This is a genomic window from Shewanella mytili (assembly GCF_046765975.1).
Classification (GTDB): Bacteria; Pseudomonadota; Gammaproteobacteria; order Enterobacterales; family Shewanellaceae; genus Shewanella; species Shewanella mytili.
Genome location: NZ_JBKOUD010000014.1, coordinates 39076 through 59070, shown reverse-complemented (window position 1 = coordinate 59070; position 19995 = coordinate 39076). Strand labels below are relative to the sequence as shown.

At 50.5% G+C, this 19995-nt stretch carries 18 protein-coding genes; 9 read left to right on the top strand and 9 right to left on the bottom strand.

The window, feature by feature from the left end; all coding sequences use genetic code 11:
• Window positions 1-13: 13 nt before the first annotated feature.
• Entirely contained in the window at window positions 14-1177 is a 1164-nt protein-coding gene (gene fadA / locus ACIDEJ_RS12905; protein ID WP_411988473.1) for an acetyl-CoA C-acyltransferase FadA, read from the top strand.
• Between the two features lie 248 nt (window positions 1178-1425).
• Entirely contained in the window at window positions 1426-1671 is a 246-nt protein-coding gene (tusA, locus tag ACIDEJ_RS12900) for a sulfurtransferase TusA (RefSeq protein WP_411988472.1), read from the top strand.
• Window positions 1672-1815: 144 nt separating this feature from the next.
• Here tusA and ACIDEJ_RS12895 read toward each other — a convergent pair whose 3' ends face one another.
• A complete protein-coding gene (locus ACIDEJ_RS12895) occupies window positions 1816-2400 on the bottom strand; it encodes a DNA-3-methyladenine glycosylase I (RefSeq protein ID WP_411988495.1) in 585 nt (194 codons plus the stop codon).
• Between the two features lie 109 nt (window positions 2401-2509).
• On the opposite strand from ACIDEJ_RS12895, the gene glyQ reads away from it, so the two are divergent.
• Together glyQ and glyS are read left to right on the top strand one after the other, a co-directional pair.
• A complete protein-coding gene (gene glyQ, locus ACIDEJ_RS12890; protein WP_411988471.1) occupies window positions 2510-3415 on the top strand; it encodes a glycine--tRNA ligase subunit alpha in 906 nt (301 codons plus the stop codon).
• An 11-nt stretch (window positions 3416-3426) separates the two neighbouring features.
• The gene (gene glyS / locus ACIDEJ_RS12885) at window positions 3427-5496 is read left to right on the top strand and encodes a glycine--tRNA ligase subunit beta (protein ID WP_411988470.1); all 2070 of its coding nucleotides are present in this window, start codon (window positions 3427-3429) and stop codon (window positions 5494-5496) included.
• Window positions 5497-5743: 247 nt separating this feature from the next.
• Here glyS and gyrB read toward each other — a convergent pair whose 3' ends face one another.
• The 4 genes from gyrB to dnaA are packed head-to-tail and all read right to left on the bottom strand — an operon-like array spanning window position 5744 to window position 11777.
• The gene (gyrB, locus tag ACIDEJ_RS12880; protein WP_411988469.1) at window positions 5744-8161 is read right to left on the bottom strand and encodes a DNA topoisomerase (ATP-hydrolyzing) subunit B; all 2418 of its coding nucleotides are present in this window, start codon (window positions 8159-8161) and stop codon (window positions 5744-5746) included.
• A gap of 16 nt (window positions 8162-8177) precedes the next feature.
• Entirely contained in the window at window positions 8178-9260 is a 1083-nt protein-coding gene (gene recF, locus ACIDEJ_RS12875) for a DNA replication/repair protein RecF (protein WP_411988468.1), read from the bottom strand.
• 12 nt (window positions 9261-9272) lie between these two features.
• Window positions 9273-10373, bottom strand: coding sequence for a DNA polymerase III subunit beta (dnaN, locus tag ACIDEJ_RS12870; RefSeq protein WP_411988467.1), 1101 nt, complete (start codon window positions 10371-10373; stop codon window positions 9273-9275).
• Window positions 10374-10388: 15 nt separating this feature from the next.
• A complete protein-coding gene (dnaA, locus tag ACIDEJ_RS12865) occupies window positions 10389-11777 on the bottom strand; it encodes a chromosomal replication initiator protein DnaA (RefSeq protein WP_411988466.1) in 1389 nt (462 codons plus the stop codon).
• 444 nt (window positions 11778-12221) lie between these two features.
• On the opposite strand from dnaA, the gene rpmH reads away from it, so the two are divergent.
• The 5 genes from rpmH to mnmE all read left to right on the top strand — a co-directional run bounded on the left by rpmH (window position 12222) and on the right by mnmE (window position 16033).
• The gene (rpmH, locus tag ACIDEJ_RS12860; RefSeq protein ID WP_133038348.1) at window positions 12222-12359 is read left to right on the top strand and encodes a 50S ribosomal protein L34; all 138 of its coding nucleotides are present in this window, start codon (window positions 12222-12224) and stop codon (window positions 12357-12359) included.
• A 23-nt stretch (window positions 12360-12382) separates the two neighbouring features.
• The gene (gene rnpA, locus ACIDEJ_RS12855) at window positions 12383-12739 is read left to right on the top strand and encodes a ribonuclease P protein component (RefSeq protein WP_411988465.1); all 357 of its coding nucleotides are present in this window, start codon (window positions 12383-12385) and stop codon (window positions 12737-12739) included.
• Window positions 12706-12960 (top strand): membrane protein insertion efficiency factor YidD, encoded by a 255-nt coding sequence (gene yidD / locus ACIDEJ_RS12850; protein WP_411988464.1) that lies wholly within the window; start codon window positions 12706-12708, stop codon window positions 12958-12960. Before rnpA ends, yidD begins: the two co-directional genes overlap by 34 nt.
• A 3-nt stretch (window positions 12961-12963) precedes the next feature.
• Window positions 12964-14592: a membrane protein insertase YidC gene (gene yidC, locus ACIDEJ_RS12845; RefSeq protein ID WP_411988463.1), complete on the top strand. Its 1629-nt coding sequence runs from the start codon at window positions 12964-12966 to the stop codon at window positions 14590-14592.
• Between the two features lie 82 nt (window positions 14593-14674).
• A complete protein-coding gene (mnmE, locus tag ACIDEJ_RS12840; protein ID WP_411988462.1) occupies window positions 14675-16033 on the top strand; it encodes a tRNA uridine-5-carboxymethylaminomethyl(34) synthesis GTPase MnmE in 1359 nt (452 codons plus the stop codon).
• A gap of 135 nt (window positions 16034-16168) precedes the next feature.
• Here the strand turns inward: mnmE and cyoE are convergent, their stop codons facing one another.
• From cyoE to cyoB, 4 genes are read right to left on the bottom strand one after another with little or no spacing between them, the layout of a single operon-like run.
• The gene (gene cyoE, locus ACIDEJ_RS12835) at window positions 16169-17053 is read right to left on the bottom strand and encodes a heme o synthase (protein WP_411988461.1); all 885 of its coding nucleotides are present in this window, start codon (window positions 17051-17053) and stop codon (window positions 16169-16171) included.
• A gap of 7 nt (window positions 17054-17060) precedes the next feature.
• The gene (cyoD, locus tag ACIDEJ_RS12830) at window positions 17061-17396 is read right to left on the bottom strand and encodes a cytochrome o ubiquinol oxidase subunit IV (RefSeq protein WP_411988460.1); all 336 of its coding nucleotides are present in this window, start codon (window positions 17394-17396) and stop codon (window positions 17061-17063) included.
• A complete protein-coding gene (gene cyoC / locus ACIDEJ_RS12825) occupies window positions 17396-18007 on the bottom strand; it encodes a cytochrome o ubiquinol oxidase subunit III (protein WP_411988459.1) in 612 nt (203 codons plus the stop codon). The genes cyoD and cyoC overlap by 1 nt, the downstream gene beginning before the upstream one ends.
• A complete protein-coding gene (gene cyoB / locus ACIDEJ_RS12820) occupies window positions 18004-19989 on the bottom strand; it encodes a cytochrome o ubiquinol oxidase subunit I (RefSeq protein WP_411988458.1) in 1986 nt (661 codons plus the stop codon). The genes cyoC and cyoB overlap by 4 nt, the downstream gene beginning before the upstream one ends.
• Between the last annotated feature and the right edge of the window lie 6 nt (window positions 19990-19995).

Sequence of the window (19995 nt, the reverse complement as noted above, 5' to 3'; positions counted from 1 at the left end):
AAGGAATAGAATGATGAAACAAGCCGTTATTGTAGATTGTATCCGGACACCCATGGGCCGCTCCAAAGGTGGGGTTTTTCGTAATGTTCGCGCTGAAACCCTGTCTGCTGAATTGATGAAAGCGCTGCTGGCACGTAATCCCCAGCTGGCGCCAGACACCATTGAAGATGTTATCTGGGGCTGTGTACAACAAACCCTAGAACAGGGATTTAATATTGCCCGTAACGCCGCCTTGCTTGCCGGACTGCCCAAACAGGTAGGGGCGGTAACTGTGAACCGGTTGTGCGGCTCATCCATGGAAGCCATTCACCAGGCAGCCCGAGCCATTATGACCGGCATGGGAGACACCTTTATTATTGGTGGTGTTGAACATATGGGACATGTACCCATGAGCCATGGAGTGGACTTTCATCCCGGATTGGCCGCCCGTGTTGCCAAAGCTTCTGGCATGATGGGATTAACCGCGGAAATGCTCGGAAAAATGCACGGTATCAGCCGCGAAATGCAGGATCAATTTGCCGTTCGCTCCCATCAGCGAGCACATGCAGCAACCATAGAAGGCCGATTTGCCAAAGAGATTCAGCCGATTGAAGGCCATGACGCCAACGGCGGTTTAATCCGCATTGACTATGATGAAGTGATACGCCCAGAAACCAGCATGGAGTCGCTGGCAGCTCTGCGCCCGGTATTTGATCCGGCCAATGGCACAGTGACGGCAGGTACCTCTTCCGCCTTGTCTGATGGCGCCTCAGCCATGCTGATCATGGAAGAAACCAAAGCCCGAGCGTTGGGACTCCCCATACGGGCCCGCATCAAAGCAATGGCAGTGGCAGGTTGTGATCCCGCCATTATGGGTTATGGTCCCGTGCCAGCCACACAAAAAGCGCTGGCTCGCGCCGGATTAACCATGGCGGATATGGATCTGGTAGAGCTTAACGAAGCCTTTGCAGCCCAATCACTCCCTTGTGTGAAAGATTTGGGGCTGATGGATGTGGTTGATGAAAAGGTCAATCTTAATGGTGGTGCCATTGCCCTTGGTCATCCTCTGGGGTGTTCCGGTGCCCGCATTTCCACCACACTGATTAACTTGATGGAAAGCAAAGATGCCACATTGGGTCTGGCCACCATGTGTATTGGTTTGGGCCAGGGTATTGCCACGGTATTCGAGCGGGCCTAATTGCTAACTGCCATGCAAGGCCGCTGCAATGCAGCGGCTTTTTATTGGCAAATATTTCCCTGCCCCTTTTGGGTTACTTTGCTCTCATCCATTAATGCACCTCCCAAACAACACGCAACTGGCGATAATGTTTCACGTGGAACATTGATGATTTACTTGGCGCACAAATCATGGCAGCAAGCTTGGTTTGACTCAACGCTTGACGTAAAATTGGCTAATTTCGTGAGTCTTATAATAAACGAGGTTGTATGAACTCGCCCTTTGCTAATGCCCAGCATCAATTAGACGCCTTGGGATTACGTTGTCCTGAACCGGTGATGATGGTGCGTAAAACTGTCCGTCATATGGCGGAAGGTGAAACATTACTGATTATTGCTGATGATCCAGCCACCACTCGAGACATCCCAAGTTTCTGTCAATTCATGGATCACACCCTGTTGGCCAGCGAAACAGAAGTAACGCCCTATCGCTACTTGATTAAAAAAGGGCTATAACGGGATAATTGGCTCAGTGAATAGCGTGCCAAAAACCCAGGGTGAATGAAAATATCGGCCAATATCACCCATCAAATCCTCTGGTTTGCTTTCCTAAAAAACATCTACCGTTTACTCGAAGATGTTCCACGTGGAACATCTTCATCACTGGTTATGGGATTGCCCGCAAAGTTCCGGATAACAACAGCAGTCCTGCAAATGATCATTCACCATGCCTACGGCCTGCATAAAGGCATAACAAATTGTTGGGCCACAAAAATTGAATCCCAGCTTTTTTAATGCTTTTGACATCGCTTGAGACTCTGCCGTCTGCGCAGGAACTTGCGCCAAAGCGGTAAAATGATTCTGCTGGGGAGTGCCGCCAACAAAACCCCATAAAAATTCTGAAAAATCATTCCCTTGCTGGGTGAAACGGACATAAGCACGAGCATTCTGGATAATGGATTTCACCTTTGCCCGATTGCGGATAATGCCGGGGTTTTGTAGTAACTGCTCCACCTTATCATCGTCGTAGGCCGCAATGACTTGAGGGTTAAAACCGGCAAAAAAAGCCTCGTAGTTGTGCTGCTTACGCAACACGGTTAGCCAGGACAGCCCGGCCTGCTGTCCATCAAGACACAGCTTGGCAAATAGGCGCTGGCTGTCATACACCGGCCGCCCCCACTCTTCATCGTGGTATTGTTGATATAACGGATCATCAGACACCCAACCACAACGTTGTTTTTGCATCATGCCATTTCCTTGAAAAACCGTGACCCGATAAAAAATAACCTACATAAGCAAGAGCCTACAAGGTATAATCGAAACCATTTTCTATAAATGGCTGACAGCAGTAGATATGACGACCAAACATGATGTGAAAACATTCCAGGGCTTCATTCTGACCCTGCAGGATTATTGGGCACAGCAAGGTTGTGCCATCGTGCAACCCTTAGACATGGAAGTGGGCGCCGGAACCTTCCACCCACAAACCTTCCTGCGTTCTCTGGGGCCAGAGCCTATGAGCAGTGCTTATGTGCAACCCTCACGCCGACCCACCGACGGTCGCTATGGGGAAAACCCCAACCGGTTGCAGCACTATTACCAATTTCAAGTGGTACTGAAACCATCTCCGGACAATATCCAGGAGCTTTACCTCGGGTCGCTACAAGCCCTGGGGATTGACCCAACCGTGCATGACATCCGCTTTGTTGAAGACAACTGGGAATCGCCCACACTAGGCGCCTGGGGCTTAGGCTGGGAAGTCTGGTTAAACGGTATGGAAGTATCACAGTTCACCTATTTCCAACAGGTAGGCGGTTTGGAATGCAGCCCTGTAACCGGTGAAATCACCTATGGTCTGGAACGCTTGGCCATGTACATTCAGGGCGTGAACAGTGTTTACGACCTGGTCTGGACCGATGGCCCACGGGGTAAAATCAGCTACGGCGATATATTCCACCAAAATGAAGTTGAACAGTCAGCCTATAACTTCGAATATGCCGATGTGGATTTCCTGTTTGGCCTGTTTGATCAATGTGAAAAAAGCTGCAACCAGTTGCTGGCATTGGAACAACCATTGCCCCTGCCAGCCTACGAACAAGTCATGAAAGCATCCCATGCCTTTAACCTGCTTGATGCCCGCCATGCCATTTCCGTCACGGAAAGGCAGCGTTTCATCCTGCGAGTAAGAACCATGGCCAAAGCCGTTGCAGAAGCTTATTACCATTCCCGGGAGGCGCTGGGATTCCCCATGTGTAAGTGAGGTAAACATTAATGAATTTTGACAACTTACTCATCGAAATTGGAACAGAAGAACTGCCTCCCAAAGCCCTGCGCAATCTGGCTGAATCTTTTCTGGCAAATTTCACAGATGAACTGAAAAAAGCGCAGCTGCCCTTTGGAAAAGCCAAATGGTATGCCGCCCCAAGAAGACTGGCGCTGTACATTGAACAGTTAGCACTGGCACAGGAAGACAAGATCGTTGAAAAACGCGGGCCATCGGTTACCGCAGCGTTTGATGATCAGGGCAACCCCACCAAGGCCGCTTTGGGCTGGGCCAGAGGTAATGGCATTAGTGTTGAACAAGCAGAACGTTTAACCACTGATAAAGGTGAGTGGCTGGTTTACCATGCTAAAGTGGCTGGGGTTAATACCGATAGCCTGATCCCCACCATGACTCAGCATGCCCTCGACAAACTGCCCATTCCCAAGCCCATGCGTTGGGGAAACAACAAAACCCAATTCATTCGTCCGGTACACACCGTAACCATGTTGTTGGGCAATCAGGTCGTGCCCGGCACCGTATTGGGTATTGAGTCAGCCCGTACCATTCGCGGTCACCGCTTTATGGGTGAAGCCAGCTTTGAGCTGGATCATGCCGATAATTACCTCACTGCACTTTATGAGCGCGGCAAAGTCATTGCCGACTATGACAAGCGCAAAGCCATCATTAAACAGGATGCAGAAAAGGCCGCAGCCCAATTGGGTGGTAAAGCCGATATCAATAACAGCCTGTTGGAAGAAGTGACCTCACTGGTAGAATGGCCAGTAGTGCTGACAGCTGCCTTCGAGGAAAAGTTTTTAGCCGTACCTGCAGAAGCATTGGTATATACCATGAAAGGCGATCAGAAATACTTCCCGGTATTTGACAATGCCGGACAGCTGATGCCCAACTTCATTTTTGTTGCCAATATCGCGTCCAAAGATCCATCACAAGTGATTGCCGGTAATGAAAAAGTCGTACGTCCTCGGCTGGCTGATGCCGAATTTTTCTTTAATACCGACAAGAAACACAGTCTGGCATCCCGCATCGATAGCCTGGACAGCGTGGTATTCCAGAAACAACTTGGTACCTTGAAAGACCGGGTTCAACGCATCGCCCAAGTGGCTGGCACCATTGCCAGCAGCATTAACGCCAGCGAAACCGATGCCAAGCGGGCCGGATTACTGTCCAAAACCGACCTGATGACCAATATGGTGATGGAATTTACCGATACGCAAGGCACCATGGGCATGCACTATGCCCGTCTTGATGGAGAAAGCGAAGCGGTAGCCGTAGCCCTGGATGAACAATACAAACCCCGTTTTTCCGGCGACAGTGTCCCAACAGCGCCCGTTAGCTGCGCCGTAGCATTGGCAGAAAAACTGGATACCCTCACTGGGATTTTTGGCATCGGCCAAGCGCCCAAGGGAGCTGCAGATCCATTTGCACTGCGCCGCGCTGCCATCGGGGTTTTGCGCATCATTGTCGAAAACAAACTGCCGCTGGACTTGGTAGACATCATCGCCAGCGCCATCAGCGCCCATGGCGACAATCTTTCCAATGCCAATACTGCTGCCGAGGTACTGGAGTTCCTGATGGGACGCTTCCGCGCCTGGTATCAGGACAAAGGCATTGGCACTGATGTCATCCTAGCTGTGCTAGCTCGTTACCCCACCAAACCGGCAGATTTTGATGACCGGATCATGGCCGTAGCACATTTTCGCGAAATGGAACCAGCTGCAGCACTGGCAGCCGCCAATAAGCGTGTATCCAACATCCTGTCCAAAGTAGAGGGTGACCTGCCCCAAGAGGTAGATGACAAGCTACTGCAAGAATCGGCAGAAAAGGCACTGGCAAACACCCTGCAAACATTGATGCCGCAACTGGAGCCCCTGTTTGCCGCAGGTGATTATCAGCAAGCACTTACCCAATTGGCACAATTAAGGGAAAGTGTGGACAGCTTCTTTGACGAGGTAATGGTGATGGCGGATGATGCTGCACTGCGTAACAATCGTTTGGCCTTGCTGAACCAGTTACGTAACCAGTTCTTACGGGTAGCAGACATCTCCTTGTTGCAGTAACAAAACCCTTCAAATAAAAAACGCGCCAATGGCGCGTTTTTTTATTGCCCAAAATTCCCGTCACCGCCTATCAACTGTGGCGTTCAGCACTCTGTGGCAACAGACAGCCAAAACGCACATGACTTGGAAAACACTCATAAGTAGCGGGATGAAACGGGGAAAGGAGAATATTCAAAAATACAAATGGGGAAGTGGCGGGAGGATACAAGAGATCTCACCTTCAGTGAGATCTCTTGCCAAGGACTATTTACACGTCCAGGTTGGATACATGCAAGGCATTGGACTCAATAAACTCACGACGGGGCTCTACCGCATCCCCCATCAGCGTATTGAATAACTGATCCGCTGCCAAAGCATCATCAATCGTTACCTGCAGCATGCGGCGGGTTTCCGGATCCATGGTGGTTTCCCACAACTGTTCCGGGTTCATTTCACCCAATCCTTTATAACGCTGTATGTAAATGCCGCGTTTGGATTCCGCTACCAGCCACTCAAGAGCCTCAGCAAAGGTACTCACATCCTTCTTGCGCTCGCCACGCTGTACGTAACCAGACTCCTCAATGAGCCCGTCAAGCTTCTCGCCCAAATCAGCAATGTGCTTATAATCCACCCCGTGGAAGAAGTCGTAGCTGAACAGGTAATGGCTATCAATACCGTGTTTACGCACGGTCAGCTGCGGCAAATACACCTGACGTTCCGGTTCCAGGGTCGGTTCCAGCTTATAGAGTACCCCGTGGGTTTCCCTATCCTGCAAATCGGTCAGCAATGCATTACACCAGGCCACCATCTGTGCTTCGTCAGCCAGCATCTCGTCAGTCACCCGTGGGTGATAAATCATTCTGTCCATCACGTTGGCCGGATAGCGTTTTTCCAACCGTTCGATGATATGTTCCACTTCACGATACTGCAGTACCAAACGCTCAAGTGCGGAGCCGGACATGGCCGGTGCATCTTTGGATGGATAGATGCAGCCACCATCCAGTGCTTGGGAGGTCAGAAAATCCACCAGCGCCAACTCATCTTTAAGGTATTGTTCTTGTTTACCTTTTTTAACCTTGAATAGTGGTGGCTGGGCAATGTATACATAGCCGCGTTCCAGCAATTCCGGCATCTGCCGGAAAAAGAAGGTCAGCAACAGGGTACGAATATGCGAGCCGTCCACATCCGCATCGGTCATGATGATGATGTTGTGGTAACGGGTTTTATCCGGGTTGTATTCATCCCGGCCAATACCGCAACCCAAAGCGGTGATCAAAGAAGCCACTTCCTGGGAAGACAACATTTTGTCAAACCGGGCTTTTTCCACGTTAAGGATTTTACCTTTCAGGGGAAGAATCGCCTGATTTTTACGGTTTCGGCCCTGCTTGGCGCTACCGCCGGCCGAGTCCCCTTCCACAATATAAATTTCAGACAGTCCGGGATCTTTTTCCTGACAATCCGCCAATTTACCGGGCAAGCCGCCCAAATCCAGCGCCCCTTTGCGGCGAGTCATTTCACGGGCTTTACGCGCCGCTTCACGGGCACGGGCCGCATCAATAATCTTGCTCACCACCAAGCGGGCTTCATTGGGGTTTTCCAGCAGGTAGTCGTTCAGTTTCTCTGCCATGGTTTGTTCCACGGCCGTTTTGACTTCGCTGGAAACCAGTTTGTCTTTGGTCTGGGAGCTGAACTTCGGATCTGGCACCTTCACCGAAACCACCGCCGTCAACCCTTCACGGGCATCATCCCCGGTGGCGCTGGTCTTATTCTTTTTGTTGTATCCTTCCGCTTCCATGTAGTTGTTCAGGTTGCGGGTCAGCGCGGCACGAAATCCCGCCAAGTGGGTTCCCCCATCGCGCTGGGGAATGTTGTTGGTAAAGCACAGGATGTTTTCCTGGAAACCGTCGTTCCACTGCATGGCCACTTCCACGGTAATGCCGTCGTCGCGTTCCTGGGAAAAATGGAAAATGTCCTTGTTAACCGGTGTCTTGTTCTTGTTCAGGTACTCAACAAAGGCGCGGATCCCCCCTTCGTAATGGAAGAACTCGTTTTTATGATCCCGTTCATCAAGCAAGCGGATGCCTACGCCCGAGTTCAAAAAGGAGAGCTCGCGTACCCGTTTTACCAATACGTCGTATTTGAATTCCACATCGGTAAAGGTTTCCCGGCTGGGCCAGAAACGGATTTCGGTACCTGTGTGTTCCGAAGAGCCCACCGCTTTAATGGGTTCTACCGGATTGCCGTGACTGTAATATTGTTCATATGTTTTGCCATCACGGCGAATTGTCAGCTTCAGTTTTTCTGACAATGCGTTCACTACCGACACACCCACACCGTGCAAACCGCCGGACACCTTGTAGGAGTTATCGTCAAACTTCCCGCCGGCGTGCAGCACGGTCATGATGACCTGTGCGGCAGACACGCCCTCTTCCGGGTGCATGGCAACGGGAATGCCACGGCCATCATCTTTGACTGATACTGAACCATCCAGGTGGATGGTGATGATAATATCTTTACAGTAACCCGCCAGAGCCTCGTCAATGGAGTTATCAACCACTTCGAATACCATATGATGCAAACCCGTGCCATCATCAGTATCACCAATATACATTCCGGGTCTTTTACGAACCGCATCAAGGCCTTTTAAAACCTTAATACTCGAAGAATCATAACTGTTCTCTGACATACTAATCTCTCATCGGTTATTCAATGACCGTCACCCGCCCCTGTTCTACCCGAAAAATCCGTTTCGGCGGAGCGCTTAATGAATCGGCTATTGCTGCAGGATCAATTGCGGTAACAAATACCTGCGCACTGGTTTCATCCAGTTGCTGCAACAATAACTTTCTATGTTTGGCATCCAGTTCTGACGGCAAATCGTCCACCAGATAGATACTGTCCTTATCTAGCTGTTGTTTTAGTAATTTTCCCTGTGCTATGCGTAATGCACACACTAATAACTTCAGTTGTCCACGGGATAAGGCATCCTGCGCTGGCAAATTGCCGACCCGTAAACGCAAATCCGCTTTATGGGGTCCGCTCACCGTAAAGCCCATTGCTACATCACGGCTGTATTGCGCTTTCAAAAGCTCTGCCAATGCGGTTTTACTGTCCCAGCCTCGGGTAAAGGAAACCCGGATGTCTGATTGCGGTAAAAACCCATCGATTATACCCTTTAGCAAGCCATTTAACGAGTCCACATAGTGGTTTCGTATTTGGGTAACCGCCTCAGCGTAATGCACAAATTCCCGGTCCCAATACGCGATTTGGGCATAATCCGCTCCATCCCGGAGCAACTGGTTACGTTGCTTTAGAATCCGCCTCACTTTCACCCATTGGGGATAGAATGTCGGCTCAGAATGAAACGCTCCCCAATCAATGAACTGGCGTCTGGCTTTGGGGCCTTCAAACAACAGGGAGAAACTTTCAGGAGTGATAAGCTGTATGGGCAGGGTTTCGGCCAGTACCGAGACCCGCTTGATTTTATCGCCGTCAATACGCACTTCAGTGTCACCGCTGCGATAACGGCGCACACCCACTTTGTGCTCGTTTTGCTGCCATTGCAGCTTGGCAAACAGGGTCAATGCTTCCTGTTCGTTGGCTATCACCCGCTGGGACAAGTGGCTGCGAAAAGAACGCCCCATGCCCAGAAAGTAAATGGCTTCCAACAGGCTGGTTTTACCGCTGCCATTATGGCCGTAAATAAGATTCAACCCACTGCAGGGCTGCAGTTGGGCTGAATCAATATTACGAAAATGCTCTATGTGAAAATGGCTCAGGCTCATGCACTGCCCGGCTTACAGCCGCATAGGCATTACAACGTACATGGAGTCTTCTTCCTGATGATTTTCAATCAGGGCACTGGAGTTGCCGTCGCTGAGCGTAATGCGTACATCATCCGTTTTCAGGCTGTTCAGCACATCCAGCAGGTAAGAAACATTAAAGCCGATTTCCAGCGGTTCACCATTGTATTCCACATCGATGATCTCTTCGGCTTCTTCCTGTTCCGGGTTGTTGGCGGTAATTTTCAACAGGGCATTTTCCAGTTGTACCCGTACCCCGCGGAATTTTTCATTGGACAAAATGGAAGCCCGCAGCAATGCCTGACGCAGTGCGTTGCGACTGGCCAGCACGATTTTATCGCCGCCTTTTGGCAGCACCCGGCGGTAATCAGGGAAACGTCCATCAACCAGCTTGCTGGTCAATACGGCCACGGAGGTGGTAGCCCGAATGGCGTTGTCGCCAATGGCAATGGTGATTTCCTGCTCGTCGGCTTCTAGCAATCGAGCCAGTTCCACCACGCCTTTACGGGGCACAATCACCTGGTTTTCAGGCAATGCGCCTTCAATCATCCGATGGCTTAACGCCAAACGGTGACCGTCGGTGGCAACCGCCCGCAAGACATTGCCTTCCGTTTCAAATAACAGGCCGTTAAGGTAATAGCGCACATCCTGGTTGGCCATGGAAAACTGGGTGGCATCAATCAATGACTTCAGCGTGCCCTGCTTGATGGTAAATTCGATATTGGGCTGAAAGCTCTCCACGTTGGGATATTCTTCCGCCGGCAAGGTGGCCAGGGTAAAGCGGCTGCGGCCACAGCGTAACAGCCATTTGTTGTCCTGTTGCTCAATTTTGACGTCACTCTGCTCTGGCAGGGACTTGACGATATCCAGCAGTTTTTTGGCTGGCACGGTGGTGCGGCCTTCCTGAACATCCCCTTCAAGTGCAGCGCTGCCCACCAGCTCCACTTCCAGATCGGTACCGGTAAACTTAAGTGAGTGATTACTTACTTCCACAAGGAGGTTTGCCAGAATCGGCAGGTTATGCCGTCTCTCCACCGCCCCACTAACCAGTTGCAACGGCTTCAATAGGTCATCCCTATCAATTGAAAATTTCATTATTCTGTTCCCTGATTAAGAAGATAAGGTTCGGATCAAGTTGGCATAATCTTCTTTGATGTCGTGGCTCTCTTCTCGGAGCTGGGCAATTTTACGACAGGCATGCAGCACTGTTGTATGATCGCGGCCGCCAAAAGCATCACCAATCTCCGGCAAGCTCTGGTTAGTCAGCTCTTTTGACAGCGCCATCGCCATCTGTCGTGGCCGGGCAACACTGCGGGAACGCCGCTTGGACAACATGTCAGCCATCTTGATCTTGTAATATTCAGCTACGGTTTTCTGAATATTGTCTATAGTGACCAATTTTTCTTGCAGAGCCAATAGGTCACGCAATGCTTCTCGCACAAAATCAATGGTTATCGGGCGACCGGTAAAGTTGGCGTTGGCAATCACCCGGTTCAATGCCCCTTCCAGTTCACGCACATTGGAGCGCAATCGTTTGGCAATGAAAAATGCCACTTCATCCGGCAGGTTAATGCCGTTTTCCAGCGCTTTGCGCATCAAAATGGCAACACGGGTTTCCAATTCCGGCGGTTCAATGGCCACGGTAAGCCCCCAACCGAAACGGGACTTGAGCCGGTCTTCCACGCCGTCAATCTCTTTGGGATAGCGATCGGAAGTCAAGATAATCTGGTGGTTTCCCTCCAGCAAGGCATTGAAGGTATGGAAAAACTCTTCCTGCGATCTGTCCTTGTTGGCAAAAAACTGAATGTCGTCAATAAACAGCGCATCCACGCTGCGGTAATAACGCTTAAAATCCTCAATGGCGTTGTTCTGCAGCGCTTTTACCATGTCCTGGACAAAACGCTCCGAGTGCATGTACACCACTTTGGCATTGGGATTGTTTTGTAAAATCCCATTGCCCACGGCATGCAACAAGTGGGTTTTACCCAAACCGGTACCACCGTATAGAAACAACGGGTTATAGGCACCACCAGGATTTTCGGACACCTGTTGCGCAGCCGCCTTCCCTAACTGGTTGGATTTACCTTCCACAAAGTTGTCAAACTGGTAAGTAGGATTGATGTTGCTGCGGTAGGGATGATTGCTTACCGGCTCTTCGTCATCGCGGTTGAATGCTGCGGCAACACTGGGTTTGGTCACGGCCTTGGGGCGGGCTTTGCCAACAGCGCCATTGATGGCTTCATTTCTGACAACCGGACGGCTGCCAATGTCAAAGCGCAACTTTGGCGCTTCACTGCCCAGTTGTTCGCTGAAAAACTGATTGATGATATTAAGATATTTATCCCTGACCCAATCCAGCACAAACCGGTTGGGCGCATACAACACCAGGGTTTCACCATCCATTTCGGCCTGTAACGGTCTGATCCACATACTGAACTGCTGAGCAGAGAGCTCATCCTGCAATCTCCCGGTACACTGCTGCCATAGTGAAACAGTCACAAACTTATCCCCAATCCAACTCCGCAAGGGAGGCTATTCTATAGAGAGATCTGGATAATCGCTATGGAACATGTGTAATTATCCCCAAGCGGATCGAGATCTCTGTGGTTATCAGATCTTGCTAGATCCTACAGGATCTGTGGGGTGATAATCCATGATATTTGCTACTTTATTAAGGGATCAGGGTTGATCTATAATAGCCGCCGGCGATCGGTTGATATTATCATTAACTACTAGATGTTGTGGTAAATGCACAGAGTTATCCACAATTTGTAGTGCATTTTGTCAATTAACCCGCTTATGAAAGGCCGTGATTCACGTTTCAGGACATTCTGCTTATTGACGCCTGTTATAAATGTGATTACAATTCGGCCTCTTTTTTATACCTCCCCGAAATGATTTTCATCGGCCGAGGCAAATTAACTAACAATACGGATTGCCATCATGAGTAAACGTACTTTTCAACCTAGCAACCTGAAGCGGAAGCGTACTCACGGCTTCCGCGCACGTATGGCGACAGCAAACGGCCGTAAGGTACTGGCTCGCCGCCGTGCTAAAGGTCGCGCTCGTCTTTCTGCTTAATCTAAGAATGAGTAGAAATTTAGGTGACTAGCTACACCTTTTCGCGGGAGTTACGCTTGTTAACTCCCGCGCAATTTAATTCTGTTTTTACTGACCCGCAAAAAGCCTCCTCTGCTGAAATAACCTTGTTGGCGATGTCTAATAGTCTTGAACATCCAAGATTAGGCTTGACTGTTGCCAAACGTCATGTAAAAAGGGCTAATCAGCGCAATCGCGTAAAACGTATTGTTCGCGAAAGTTTCAGACTTAATCAGTATAATCTGCCACCGGTGGACATTGTGGTATTGGTCCGTGGCGGTGTTCTGGAGCTGGATAACGAACAGCTCAGGAAATTGGTGGAAAAGTTATGGCGCAAGCTCAGTCGCCGTTTCAATGGTTGATAATCAAGGCCATTAGAGGCTATCAGATTTTTATCAGCCCCATGCTGGGACAGCGCTGTCGATTTAACCCTTCGTGCTCTCATTACGCGATAGAATCTGTGCAGGTGCACGGAACTATCAAAGGGAGTTGGTTTGCCATAAAACGCATATTAAAATGTCACCCTTTGCATCCGGGCGGCAATGACCCAGTCCCCCCTAAAAAAAACAGGTGTAATAAATAGGCTATGGAATCTCAACGCAATATTCTGCTTATCGCGCTATTGGCTGTCAGCGTCATCATCTGGCAGCAATGGCAAACAGATAAAGCGCCCAAACCGGCCGTGACTGAAACCACAGTGGCCGCTCAAACGCTGGACACCATGCAAGATGTGCCCACAGCAGACAGCAGCGCCGGTGTACCTGACCCCACGGTTGCCGCCACCAAAGATTTAGTCCGGGTAAAAACCGATCAGCTGGATGTACTGATCAATCCTGTTGGTGGTGACATTGTGCAATCCGCGTTGGTGGCGCATAAATTGGAGCAAGGTAAAGATGCGCCATTCGTGCTGCTGGAACAAACCCAGGGCTTTACCTACATTGCCCAAAGCGGCTTGATTGGCAGCGGTGGCATTGACAGCAATGCTGGCCGCCCTGCCTATGCCGTAAGCAGCAAAGAGTTTACGCTGCAACAGGGTGATGACACCCTCAAGGTACCCTTTACCTATACGGCGCCAAACGGCGTTAAATACACCAAAATCTTTACCTTCCAGAGAGGCAAATTTGATATCCGGGTAGATTATCAGATTAATAACACCTCCTCTGAGCCGCTGCAGGTACAGATGTATGGTCAAATCAAGCAGACCATCAAACCGTCTGACAGCCACATGATGATGCCAACCTACCGTGGGGCCGCATTCTCAACCGCCGATACCCGCTACGAAAAATACAACTTTGATGACATCAAGGAAAAAGACCTGCGCAAAGAGACCCAAGGCGGTTGGGCTGCCATGCTGCAGCACTACTTCGTGTCCGCCTGGGTACCACCAGCTGAGCAGAACAACGTTATTTACAGTAGCGTGACCAATGGTGCCATGGCCAACATCGGTTTTCGTGGCCAACCCAGCACCGTGGCTCCTGGAACATCTGCCACCGTGGGTGCGGATTTCTACGTAGGCCCCAAAGATCAGGCTGCCTTGTCTGAACTGTCTGAATCCTTAAACCTGGTGGTGGATTACGGGGTTCTGTGGTGGTTGGCTGTGCCCATCTACAAACTGATGCTGTTTTTCCACTCTTTTGTGGGTAACTGGGGCTTGGCCATCATTCTCATCACCTTCACCGTGCGTGGCATTTTGTTCCCGTTAACCCGGGCGCAATACACCTCCATGGCGAAAATGCGCAACCTGCAGCCCAAAATACAGGAGCTGAAAGACCGCTTGGGCGATGACCGCCAGAAAATGGGCCAGGCGATGATGGAGATGTATCGCAAGGAGAAAGTAAACCCCATGGGCGGCTGTTTGCCAATCATGTTGCAGATGCCTATTTTCCTTGCCTTGTACTGGGTATTGCTGGAAAGCGTAGAGTTGCGTCATGCACCCTTCATGCTGTGGATCCACGACCTCTCCGTACAGGACCCATACTACGTGCTGCCAATCCTGAACGGCGTATCCATGTTCATCATGCAGAAAATGCAGCCGATGTCGCCAACCATGGATCCCATGCAGGCAAAAATGATGCAGTGGATGCCGGTCGTCTTTACCGTATTCTTCCTGTGGTTCCCGTCAGGTCTGGTTCTGTACTGGTTGATGGGTAACATTGTGGCCATCATCCAACAGAAAATCATTTATGCTGGACTGGAGAAAAAAGGGTTGAAATAACCCGGTACCACTCCTTTAAAAGGCGGCTAAATGCCGCCTTTTAACTTATTCAATGTAACCAAACAACAAAGGATGCAACAAGGTGGCAGATACCATAGTGGCGCAGGCAACCGCTCCTGGTAAAGGCGGCGTAGGCATTGTCAGGGTTTCCGGCAACAAAGCACGGGATGTTGCCATGCACATCCTAGGGCATCAGCCCAAACCGCGTTATGCTGACTACTGCGCCTTCAAGGACGCTCAAGGACATACCCTCGACCAAGGCATTGCCCTGTTCTTCCAGGGCCCCAACTCCTTTACCGGAGAAGATGTACTGGAACTCCAGGGTCATGGCGGGCAAATCGTGATGGACATGCTGATACATTCCATCTTAGCCATTGATGGCATACGCATGGCCAGACCCGGCGAGTTCAGCGAACAGGCCTTTCTTAACGACAAACTGGATTTGGCCCAGGCAGAAGCCATTGCCGATTTGATTGATGCCACCAGCGAGCAAGCCGCCAAAAGTGCCATGGCCTCCCTGCAAGGGGAGTTTTCCAACGAAGTCCACCAACTGGTGGATAAAGTCACCAACCTGCGCCTGTACGTGGAAGCTGCCATTGATTTCCCCGATGAAGAAGTGGATTTCCTCTCCGATGGCAAAATAGCCAGTGCCCTTTACGGCATTATTGCCAAACTGGATGAAGTACAACACAGCGCCCAACAAGGCGCCCTTATCCGCGAAGGCATGAAAGTCGTCATTGCCGGACGGCCCAACGCCGGCAAATCCAGCCTGCTGAATGCGTTGGCAGGGAAAGAATCCGCCATTGTGACCGAAATAGCCGGTACCACCCGCGATGTACTGCGAGAGCACATTCATCTTGACGGCATGCCGCTGCATATCATCGATACTGCCGGTCTCAGAGACACCGAAGATGCCGTAGAAAAAATCGGTATCGCACGCGCCTGGAATGAAATAGACAGTGCCGACAGGGTGCTGTTCATGGTGGATGGCACCGACACCGATGCCGTGGATCCCAAGGAAATCTGGCCAGACTTTATAGACCGCTTGCCCGCCAAGTTGGGCATTACCGTCATCCGAAACAAAGCGGATTTGACCGGTGAACCATTAACGGCCACCGAAGAACAGGGTTATAGCGTTTTTCGCATTTCCGCCAAGAACGGATTGGGAATTCCCCAGTTAAAACAGCACCTCAAGCAACTGATGGGTTACCAGAGCAATCTGGAAGGCAGCTTCATTGCCCGTAGACGTCATCTGGATGCCCTGGAAAAAGCCGGCAAACACCTGCAAGAGGGCAAAACACAGTTGGAAGTCTTTCATGCCGGAGAATTACTGGCGGAAGAACTGCGCATGACCCAACAGGCACTGTCGGAAATAACCGGCCAATTCACCTCAGATGATCTTCTGGGCAAAATTTTCAGCTCTTTTTGTATCGGGAAGTGATTTGAAGGGTTTGTCGATTCTTGCGCCAAATGTGATCCGAAGATAAATTCTGGTGCACAAGATGAGAAAAACCTATGAAAATCAATATAAAAAAGTGTAGTGGCCAATTGGTATTGGCCACATTAACAGGACTGATTACAACTGCACGAACAGTTGTGGTGTGACCATTCTGAAATCGAGTGCCATGGTGATGCTGAGCGCAGTAATGGTGAAAATGGAAAAGACAAACACCTGACGAGCCCAGCCGTTCACATCCACATCACTGCGATATCCCCGCAATGCCATGGCTAACCACCACAAGCTGGTGGAACAAGCCACAATCATAAAGGCCGCCCCGGTATAACCGCTAAGCGGCAGCAATGCGGTAACAATGCTGAAAACCGCAATATACAGCACGATGTGCATCTTGGCTTTGGCAATGCCCTTAGCCACCGGTAATACGGGGATGTTAGCCGCCTTGTAGTCATCATAACGGAAGATGGCGATTGCATAGGAATGCGGCATTTGCCATAAACAGAACATCAGCAGCAAAATGGCGGCGCCGGCATCAAACTGCCCGGCAACCGCACAATACCCTACAACGGGCGGTACGGCGCCGGAAAGACTGCCCACAACGGTGCCATAAACCGAGTTCCGTTTCATGTAAAGGCTGTAAAACCCCACATAAACCACAAAGCCTATGACGGCAAACAGGGTGGCCATGGGGGTGGTGTAAACAGCCAATACAGTGAACCCTACCGTTCCCAGTAATACCCCAAACCAAAATGCTTTAGCCGCAGACAATTCCCCCGTGACCGTTACCCTGTTGCGGGTACGCTTCATCTTGGCGTCAATGTCGCGGTCTATGCAGTTATTAATGGCACAACCTGATGCCACCACCAGTGATAATCCCACGATGGTTGCCAGCATGAGCAACCAGTCAATCTGCCCGCGGGATGCCAGGAAAAAGCCTCCAGCCACAGAAATCAGGTTACCCATGATAATGCCGGGTTTGGTTACATTGAGATAAGGGTTCATCATGGCAAACTCACATATACATCATCAGTGCATTGGCACTGTAAATGATCCAGATAGACAGCCCGACAACCAGACCGATAATCAGTGCAGAGAACAAAAATGCAATGGTGTTTTCCTTGCCATGTGGCGTGAAATCCAGATGCAGGAAATACTTCAGATGCACAATGATCTGCACAACGGCCAAGGTTACCGCCAGCACGATGGTGGTGGTTTTATCGAATGCCTGGGTCATTACCGCCCAGAAAGGGATAGCCGTCAGAATAACCGACAACACAAACCCTGTCAGATAGGATTTTACGCTGCCATGGCTTTCATCATGAGCCGCTTGATTAGCTAAATCACTCATTAGATAACCCCCATTAGGTATACAACGGTAAACACACAAATCCAGATAACATCCAGGAAGTGCCAGAACATGCTCAGGCAGCCAAGGCGGGTAATGGTACGGTTACCCAGTCCCCGTTTAACCACTTCCATCATCATGATGGCCATCCAGATCAAGCCGGCGGTAACGTGTAAGCCGTGCAAGCCCACCAGCGCGAAGAATGCGGAAAGGAATGCACTACGATCCGGCCCGTTCCCTTGGGCAATCAGATGGTAGAATTCATTCACTTCCATGCCGATGAAGACGGCCCCAAGAATGAAGGTGATCATCAGCCACCCCAAGGTGCCTGACACATTCTTCTTATGGGCGGCCAACATGGCAAAGCCGTAAGTGATACTACTGAGCAGCAGCGCCGCGGTTTCTACCGCCACGTAATCCAGCTCAAAAATATCGTGACCGGATACCCCACCGGCCGTATTCATGAACAACACGGCATAGGTGGCAAAGACGGAAGCAAATAACAGACAGTCCGTCATCAGGTAAAGCCAGAAACCGAACAGCGTGACATTACCGGTATCGTGATGATGCTCGTCGTGTGCGCCGGCATCCACAGTGTGACTCAGGGTGCTCATGCCGCTACCTCCGCAACATTTTTAAGATGGGCTTCTTCTATCTGCTTAACTTCATCGGGCTGTACGTAGTAATCCACGTCTGAATCGTAGGATCTGGCAATAAACAGCCCCACGGTTCCGACAAAACTAAGCGCAGCCAACCACCAAATATGCCAGATAAGCGCAAAGCCCATGACTGTCAGCGCAGCGCCAATCAGCACCCCTGCCGCAGTATTTTTTGGCATGTGGATAGCTGAATATTGTGCCGGCTTCGCATAAGCGGTGCCCTCTTCCTTCTGCTCGGCAAACACATCAATGCTGTGAACATCGGGCAATTTGGCAAAGTTGTAGAACTGTGGCGGACTTGCAGTCGACCATTCCAGCGTGCGGCCATCCCATGGATCCCCGGTGGTGTCCAGGTTTTGCTCACGATCGCGAATGGACACATACAACTGAATGAACTGGGAGATGATGCCAAACAGGATAATGAAGGCACCCACTGTGGAGATATACAGCCAAATGTTCCAATCCGGATTATCGGTATGGTTCAAACGACGGGTCATCCCCAAGAAGCCCAACACGTACAACGGCATGAAGGCAACATAAAAACCTATCTGCCAGCCCCAGAAAGCGGCCTTGCCGTATTTGGCATTCAGGTGGAAACCGGTGGCTTTCGGGAACCAGTAGGCAAACCCGGCCAGGTAACCGAATACTGCGCCACCCAGAATGGTGTTATGGAAGTGAGCCACCAGGAACAAACTGTTATGCAGCACGAAATCCGCACCAGGCACCGCCAGCAACACCCCGGTCATCCCACCGATGGTAAAGGTGGTCATCGCACCCAGTGTCCACATCATGGGGACGGTAATGCGCACCTTGCCCCGGTACATGGTGAAAATCCAGTTGAACAGTTTCACCCCGGTAGGTACGGCAATAATCATCGTCATCACCCCAAAGAAGGCGTTGACGTTGGCACCGGACCCCATGGTAAAGAAGTGGTGCAGCCATACAATGAAGCCCAGCACCGAAATGGCACCACTGGCCACAATCATGGAGGTGTAACCAAACAACCGCTTGGAGCTGAATGTGGAGACGATTTCAGAGAAAATCCCGAACGCGGGCAAAATCAGGATGTACACCTCGGGATGACCCCAGGCCCAAAACAGGTTGATGTACATCATGGCATTACCACCGGCTTCATTGGTGAAGAAGTGGAAGTCCATGTAACGATCCAGCGTCAGCATGCCCAGCGTGGCGGTCAGAATGGGGAAAGAAGCCACAATCAGGATATTGGCCCAGGTACATGCCCAGGTGAATACCGGCATCTGCATCAGCTTCATGCCAGGCGCCCGCATCTTGAACACGGTCACCAGGAAGTTAATCCCCGTGAGCAAGGTTCCAAGCCCCGATATCTGTAGCGCCCAGATGTAATAATCAACCCCTACCCCTGGACTGTACGTGAGCTCTGACAGCGGCGGATAAGCCACCCAACCTGTCTTGGCAAATTCACCAACCCCAAGGGAGATGTTAATCAGTACCGCACCCGAAGCCGTTAACCAGAAACTCAGGTTGTTCAGGAACGGATAAGCCACATCCCGCGCCCCAATCTGCAGCGGCAACACTATGTTCATCAAACCGACCATAAATGGCATGGCCATGAAGATGATCATGATGACGCCGTGAGCACTGAAGATTTGATCATAGTGTTCAGGTGGCAGATAGCCCTCTGCACCATTGGTGGCCAGCGCCAGTTGGGTACGCATCATAATGGCGTCGGCAAAACCACGGATAAGCATCACCATCGCCAGGATGATGTACATGATCCCCAGGCGTTTATGATCCACTGAAGTGATCCAGTTATGCCAAAGTACGCCCCACTTTTTGAACTTGGTAATTGCGGCCAGCAATCCCAAACCACCCACAGCAACAGCAGCAAGCGTCACCATTACAATAGGTTCATGGAAAGGAACCGCATCAAGAGAAAGTTTACCTAATAAAGACATGTTGAT

Bases quoted from the DNA above. Each gene is read 5' to 3' on its own strand.
- fadA (WP_411988473.1), top strand. From the start codon at position 14: ATGAAACAAGCCGTTATTGTAGATTGTATCCGGACACCCATGGGCCGC.
- tusA (WP_411988472.1), top strand. From the start codon at position 1,426: ATGAACTCGCCCTTTGCTAATGCCCAGCATCAATTAGACGCCTTGGGA.
- ACIDEJ_RS12895 (WP_411988495.1), bottom strand. From the start codon at position 2,400: ATGCAAAAACAACGTTGTGGTTGGGTGTCTGATGATCCGTTATATCAA.
- glyQ (WP_411988471.1), top strand. From the start codon at position 2,510: ATGACGACCAAACATGATGTGAAAACATTCCAGGGCTTCATTCTGACC.
- glyS (WP_411988470.1), top strand. From the start codon at position 3,427: ATGAATTTTGACAACTTACTCATCGAAATTGGAACAGAAGAACTGCCT.
- gyrB (WP_411988469.1), bottom strand. From the start codon at position 8,161: ATGTCAGAGAACAGTTATGATTCTTCGAGTATTAAGGTTTTAAAAGGC.
- recF (WP_411988468.1), bottom strand. From the start codon at position 9,260: ATGAGCCTGAGCCATTTTCACATAGAGCATTTTCGTAATATTGATTCA.
- dnaN (WP_411988467.1), bottom strand. From the start codon at position 10,373: ATGAAATTTTCAATTGATAGGGATGACCTATTGAAGCCGTTGCAACTG.
- rpmH (WP_133038348.1), top strand. From the start codon at position 12,222: ATGAGTAAACGTACTTTTCAACCTAGCAACCTGAAGCGGAAGCGTACT.
- yidD (WP_411988464.1), top strand. From the start codon at position 12,706: ATGGCGCAAGCTCAGTCGCCGTTTCAATGGTTGATAATCAAGGCCATT.
- yidC (WP_411988463.1), top strand. From the start codon at position 12,964: ATGGAATCTCAACGCAATATTCTGCTTATCGCGCTATTGGCTGTCAGC.
- cyoE (WP_411988461.1), bottom strand. From the start codon at position 17,053: ATGATGAACCCTTATCTCAATGTAACCAAACCCGGCATTATCATGGGT.
- cyoD (WP_411988460.1), bottom strand. From the start codon at position 17,396: ATGAGTGATTTAGCTAATCAAGCGGCTCATGATGAAAGCCATGGCAGC.
- cyoC (WP_411988459.1), bottom strand. From the start codon at position 18,007: ATGAGCACCCTGAGTCACACTGTGGATGCCGGCGCACACGACGAGCAT.
- cyoB (WP_411988458.1), bottom strand. From the start codon at position 19,989: ATGTCTTTATTAGGTAAACTTTCTCTTGATGCGGTTCCTTTCCATGAA.